A 5,659-nucleotide genomic window follows, 5' to 3' on the forward strand; every position below is an offset into this window, starting at 1 on the left:
GCAGCCCTGCCTCTGAATTCTACATCTTCTGTCATTTGTCAAGTACAATTTATACCAAATTAGATGCGATTACCCTGATAATTATAAATACCAGCGATCAAATTAAATCTTAATCCTAAGCGTCTTCTTCGATTCCGGTATCTTGATGAAAGTATTCTAAATATATTTAAACTTCGATGTATATTTTCAATTATAATTCTGTCTTTTCCCCGTTGCCGATTAAAAACTTTTTTGGCTTGACTCAGTTTTTTATTTTTTTGAGCGATGTTCTACTATTAGTATGAATCTTTTTGATTCCTCGATCACCTTGCTTGATCGCCTAAAAGTTCAAGTTCTTCATTCATCCCGATCTTGCTTTTTTTAAACAAACTAAAATCATGCGTTTTCCCATTACTTAAAGCTGTACATATTATTTATTTCGGTACTTTTTGTATTGGCTAAAACTTGCGATTTATTGTATGATATTTTTGCTGGTCACTATAATATTTATTTTGCTTTTTTTGGGGACGCTCTATTTCATGTTCTGACACATCCACCGCTACAGTTTCTATCTCCTGAATTTGACTTTAATAAATATTTTTAACCGGTAAACTAAAGAGACCAGAATGTATTAAAGCTCGATCAGTTCTAATTACAATTCGATAAAAATTTGATTCATTAATACCCCATTTAATTCCCAAATGAAAAAAAGTAGGAGATTCTAGCAAATAGTATAATGTCATTAAAATTTGGTCTTCTACGCACAATTTACTTGGTCTTCCTGATTTTTTTTGAAGTATTTTTTCCGCTTTGACTATTTTTATCATCTCTTTGGATGTCTCTTGATGTACTCCACAGTAGCGTTTAAAGTCTTTGGGGTTAACTTTTGTAATTGTTCGTAATTCATATTATTAAGCTAATTTTTTCTTTTATTTTACCGAGAATCGCACTTTCGCAAGAGGTCTATTGAATGGAAACTGGTTCTGGTGCCGATGCTTCTGGCTGCGGTGGTGTTGGAGTTGGCAATGCAGCTTCCTGTCCCGGTTGTGTGGGCGGTGTTTTCGCTATTAGTGATGCTGTGGGTGTTGTTGCTAGCGATACAAGTTCTGGTGGTGCTTGCACACCTGTTTTTATGTGTGTTAGCTTATTACGTAGAAGGGCATATGTGTCAACGATTACCGTCCGTCGTCGTTGTTCGAGGATGAGGAGCAGTTGAATGCTTCTGATTCGGGGCCGGTGGTTGTTCCGGTTAAGCCATCCACTCCAGCAAAACGGAAAGCTTCAACAAAATGTACTTTTGAAGGTTTTCCACTTCTAAATTTTCGGACGTTAATAACAAATTTATCGACAATCGCTAAAAATCGAGTCTAGCCTAAATTGCGTCGGGTTTCAGTTAGTTTCGACAAGCTGACAATGCCGGCTCCTTTGCAACAGAGAACTTTGGATTTACTGAAGGTTTTCCTAATATTGTAGTCATCTATTAGGCGAGGGCATTAGCGCTATTGCCCGACTGATGGGGTTTTTGCTTGGATGCGATCGACCACTTGGGGGAAGTTCCGCTAGAAAAGTTGAGATCGTCTCAACTTTGCGACAGTTTTCGGGAAAGCAACGCTTACGCATCACACCAGGAAGCAAAGCGATCTCGCTTTCTATTTAGCTACCCTTAAACAACGAAACTATACTTAAATCTTGCACCAGTCGAATAATCTCACATTCCGTCTGCCCTGCTTGACAACAGGGGTTAAAACCCAAAGTTAATTTCTAGCTTCTCTGACAGGGGTGAAACTTCCTAATTGGTGCATTGTCTTACTTAGAGGCATCCAGCACATCCATGAATTTTCCATTCAAAGCACGTTTGAAGAGCCAGAAGAATTCACCAAAAATGGTGATGCCGTTAATTAACCAACATTGGTTGGTGCGGATCGTCCTGCGCTCTATTTCCTACTTCCGCAAAGACTTATGGCTGATCGTCACGCTCTTGCTTTTGATCGGGGCATCGGTGCTTTTCAACCTTCTCAACGCGTGGCCGGTGGCGATTCTAGTCGATACGGTTTTGTCACCCACTCCTAAATCCAACTGGATTCATACGCTGTTTCTTGCCCCGTTCGGTGAAGGCACGCTGAACCGAATTTTCGGAATGGCGTTCGTCGCGATGATTATCAGAATCCTGAGCGATACCGTTTTCATGCTCCGTAGGATGTTGAACTACCGCATCCAGTACAACGGAACCTTGCGGGTTCGCACCGAACTCTACGACAAAATGCAGGCGCTTAGCCTCGGCTGGCACGGCTCCCGATCGCAGGGTGACGCAATCTATCGGTTGAGCTACGACAGCCTCGGCCCTTGGGGGGTGATCGATACGCTCATCGGCTCCACCGCCGCATCGGTGACGCTGACGGCGATGATCTGGATCATGCTGTCGCGCCACGTCCTTCTCACCGTGTTTGCACTTTCATTTACTCCGCTTCTAATACTGGCGAATTGGTACTTCGAGGGAAGAATTAGGAGTCGAGCGTTGGAGTCGAAGCAGACCGATGCGGTGATGACCTCAACCATGCAGCAAGGTATAGAGTTGATCGGGCTCATCCAGTCCTTCGGTCGAGAAGCAACGGAGTCGCGGCGCTTCGGGCAGATGGTCGAACGCAGCGTCAAGGCCTCCATGCGGCTCAACTGGCAAGAGAACCTCTATCCGCTAGCGGTTCAGGTAGTCTTCGCCCTGGGAAGCGGGGTAATCTTAGGCTACGGCGGATACCTAGTTTATCGCGACCAATTCTTGCGTCCGGTGCCGAACGGCGTGAGCATCGGCGATCTGCTCGTATTCATGGCGTACTTGGGGCAGTTCTGGGACCCGATAGGTTGGGTGTTGGGGTTCACTACTAAGATTCAAACGTTTGTAGCTTCATGCGATCGCGTCTTTACTGTTATTGACGAGCCGCCCGCCATAAAAGATGAGCCTGATGCGCGATCGCTTCCCGTCTATCCCCGCACACTAGCACTTTCCGACGTGAGCTTTGAGTACAACTTTGGGCAACCCGTCTTGCGGAACATTAATGCTAGTATCGAGCCGGGTCAGATGGTGGCGTTTTTGGGCCCTAGCGGAACGGGAAAGAGCACGCTGCTCAATCTCTTGCCTCGCTTCTACGACCCGACATCGGGCAGCGTCCTCCTCGACGGCTTCGACCTCCGCACCCTTAAGATTGCCGATGTCCGCAAACACATGGCGATCGTCTCGCAAGGCAGCCCACTCTTCCCCGGAACGATCGCAGAAAATATTGCTTACGGTCGCCCGGATGCTCTGATCCTCGATATTCGGGAAGCGGCGATCGAATCCGGGGCAGCCGAGTTCATCGAAACCTTGCCGGAGCATTACGATACTTTAATCGCTGAGGGCGGTCAAAACCTCTCGGGCGGACAGCGACAGCGCTTAGCTATTGCGCGAGCGCTCGTCACTAACGCTCCCATACTCATCCTCGACGAACCCACGAATGCGCTGGACTTGAAACACGAGCAGTGGGTCCTAGAGACTCTGCAACGTCTGCGGCGCAAGAGAACCATCATCTTGGTCACGCACCGACTCGAAACTGCCGTAGACTGCGATCTGATTTTTGTGATGCAGGAGGGCGAGATTGTCGAATCTGGCACTCACGCCGAACTCCTTACCCAGCAAGGGTTCTATTACCGAATGTTGGGCTACAAGCCAGTAAGGTCAATAGGGCTTACTGATAAACCCTCCATAGAGTAGGAGTACGACATAGGGAACTTATTCTTATCCTTTTGCTCCAATCAGTTGGCTGTCTGGCTAGAAATAGGCGCGCATTAACTGACCCAGAGGTACAGAACGCTGCGAGCGAAACAAATACCAAGGGGCAGCAGGGCAAATAGTCGTAGGGCGGGCTACCTCTAAAAAAGTGCAAACGTACCGAAGATTTAGGAAAACGATGCAATCTCCCTGGCTACAATGGCTCTGGCAAACCTCCTAGGCGTAGAGAAGATAGAACCCATTTGAGATCTTTTTACGCAGTGGCTAGTCTTTTAAGCATCAGTCTGATAAAGCAAAGCTTGAGTTTGGCATTTGAACGAGCGAGTGTGCGATCAAAGTTTTTGACGCCAGCTTTTGCATCTTTCCACCCAAGCGTTTGAGCGTCAATCACCCATCTAGCCGCCGAGGGCACAAATCCAGATTGCCCTTTAGCGTGCTTTTCGGCTTTTGATGGCTTGGCCCAGAGTTCAAATTGAATCTGAGCCATAATCTGAGGATAAATCTCCTCCAAGGCAAGAGTTGCGTTTCTCAGGGTGGTACCCGTTGTCTAACAAGATGGTAGTTTTGGGAAGTTCGGCAGGTTTAAATTTGAAGTAATCGATGTTTTGTCCAAGCATTTCAATCAGCTTGCAGATCATCAGATAAGCTAGCTTTGGAGAGGGTGAGTAAAGAAGGGAAAGCCAAGTATATCGACAGCTAGATGTCTTTTGATGCCAAAGCGTGCATTTGTAGAAACAAAACCCTTTGTTTCCCCATTGCTTAGATGACGCTCATTGTGGTTTCCCCCTCGGTTTAGGCTGTAAAGAACCCTCGAATCGTTGTTGCTTTATCAGTTTTTGGACTAGACTTTTACGCTCCACAAAACCGGGTGGCTACCTTCCTAATTGACATTTTTTCTAGCAAGTGTGCTGCCACTATTTTTTATCGGAGATCGACAGAATATGCTTTCATTAGCTTTGAATACAGAATAATATTTCCTGTTTTTATTGTACCGTTTTACAGCGGGAACCGCTGTATGTAGCTAGACAATATTTAGGGCGACTTGGAAAAATTGACAATGGCATAGTGGCTGTGGTGAGCTGTGGTCTAGTATATGGTTAACTTTCCCATTAATGCTTGAAATTTATAAACCTAAAAAACGACTTAAACTAAAGGATAGTTACCTACGTAAACCCCTGATAGCCAGCCAGATGATTAGAGAAATTAAAGCAATGGGGTTTCAAATAGACTGTGTTCAGGCTGATAGCTTATATGGAGAAAGTACGAGTACATTCATTCGCTGTTTACAAGGATTAAGCCTTCAATTTGCTGTAGCGATTCGGAGTAATCACAGTGTGCATTTGCCCGCAGAGCAAAGGGTTAGAGCTAATAAATGACGTAAATAAAGAGCGGATTTTTTCCGATGGGAACCGAGAAGTTCGCTATATTAGAGAAATTATTTAGGGAAAAAAGAGAGCGTTGCGTTACTGGGAAATCACAACGGATATAGAGACATTTTCCGAAAATTCAACTTGGTATGTGATGACACTTGCTTCCGGGAGCCTTAGCTAAATAAGTTGGGAATTTATATGGAAATAGGACTTGGATTGAATAGGGTTTTCGACAAAGTAAGAGTGAATTAGGATGGGCAGATTTCCGAGTTATGCAATATTCATAGATTGAAAAATGGTGGGAAATCGTTTGTAGTGCTTACCTGATGCTCGGCCTCTATACTAGGTCTAATACAGCCGTTAACTCCCAGACTTCATCAGCCAGCACTTCATCCGCAAAAAACTTCTCACTTCTCCACCGCTTTGAGCAACATCAAGACGCTTGATGAAAAAAACAGTTGGAACATCCATATAACAATACTCCGGACAGTTTTTAAAGAAGGATGCGACGCCTACGGCAAGCAACGCTTACGCAATAAATCACAGAAGC

The 5,659-nt window shown here is 45.1% G+C and carries 5 protein-coding genes; 2 read left to right on the forward strand and 3 right to left on the reverse strand.

The window, feature by feature from the left end:
• Positions 1–566: 566 nt before the first annotated feature.
• Positions 567–806 (reverse strand): helix-turn-helix domain-containing protein, encoded by a 240-nt coding sequence (locus QUA54_RS34685; RefSeq protein ID WP_445301613.1) that lies wholly within the window; start codon positions 804–806, stop codon positions 567–569.
• Positions 807–942: 136 nt separating this feature from the next.
• Positions 943–1,101: a hypothetical protein gene (locus QUA54_RS33550; RefSeq protein ID WP_333419280.1), complete on the reverse strand. Its 159-nt coding sequence runs from the start codon at positions 1,099–1,101 to the stop codon at positions 943–945.
• A 766-nt stretch (positions 1,102–1,867) separates the two neighbouring features.
• Between QUA54_RS33550 and QUA54_RS33555 the strand changes: the two genes are divergently transcribed.
• Entirely contained in the window at positions 1,868–3,721 is a 1,854-nt protein-coding gene (locus QUA54_RS33555; RefSeq protein WP_333419284.1) for an ABC transporter ATP-binding protein, read from the forward strand.
• 271 nt (positions 3,722–3,992) lie between these two features.
• Here QUA54_RS33555 and QUA54_RS33560 read toward each other — a convergent pair whose 3' ends face one another.
• Positions 3,993–4,226 carry a hypothetical protein gene (locus QUA54_RS33560; RefSeq protein ID WP_333419282.1) on the reverse strand — a complete coding sequence of 78 codons (234 nt, stop codon included), beginning with the start codon at positions 4,224–4,226 and terminating at the stop codon, positions 3,993–3,995.
• A 625-nt stretch (positions 4,227–4,851) separates the two neighbouring features.
• Between QUA54_RS33560 and QUA54_RS34690 the strand changes: the two genes are divergently transcribed.
• The gene (locus tag QUA54_RS34690; RefSeq protein ID WP_445301614.1) at positions 4,852–5,115 is read left to right on the forward strand and encodes a transposase; all 264 of its coding nucleotides are present in this window, start codon (positions 4,852–4,854) and stop codon (positions 5,113–5,115) included.
• Positions 5,116–5,659 lie beyond the last annotated feature (544 nt).

Origin of the sequence: Microcoleus sp. MOSTC5, assembly GCF_036701825.1 — a bacterium.
In the GTDB taxonomy this organism is placed as follows: Bacteria; Cyanobacteriota; Cyanobacteriia; order Cyanobacteriales; family Microcoleaceae; genus Microcoleus; species Microcoleus asticus.

Coding starts and splice junctions, on each gene's coding strand:
- QUA54_RS34685 (WP_445301613.1), bottom strand. CDS start 806: ATGATAAAAATAGTCAAAGCGGAAAAAATACTTCAAAAAAAATCAGGA.
- QUA54_RS33560 (WP_333419282.1), bottom strand. CDS start 4,226: ATGGCTCAGATTCAATTTGAACTCTGGGCCAAGCCATCAAAAGCCGAA.
- QUA54_RS34690 (WP_445301614.1), top strand. CDS start 4,852: ATGCTTGAAATTTATAAACCTAAAAAACGACTTAAACTAAAGGATAGT.
- QUA54_RS33555 (WP_333419284.1), top strand. CDS start 1,868: ATGCCGTTAATTAACCAACATTGGTTGGTGCGGATCGTCCTGCGCTCT.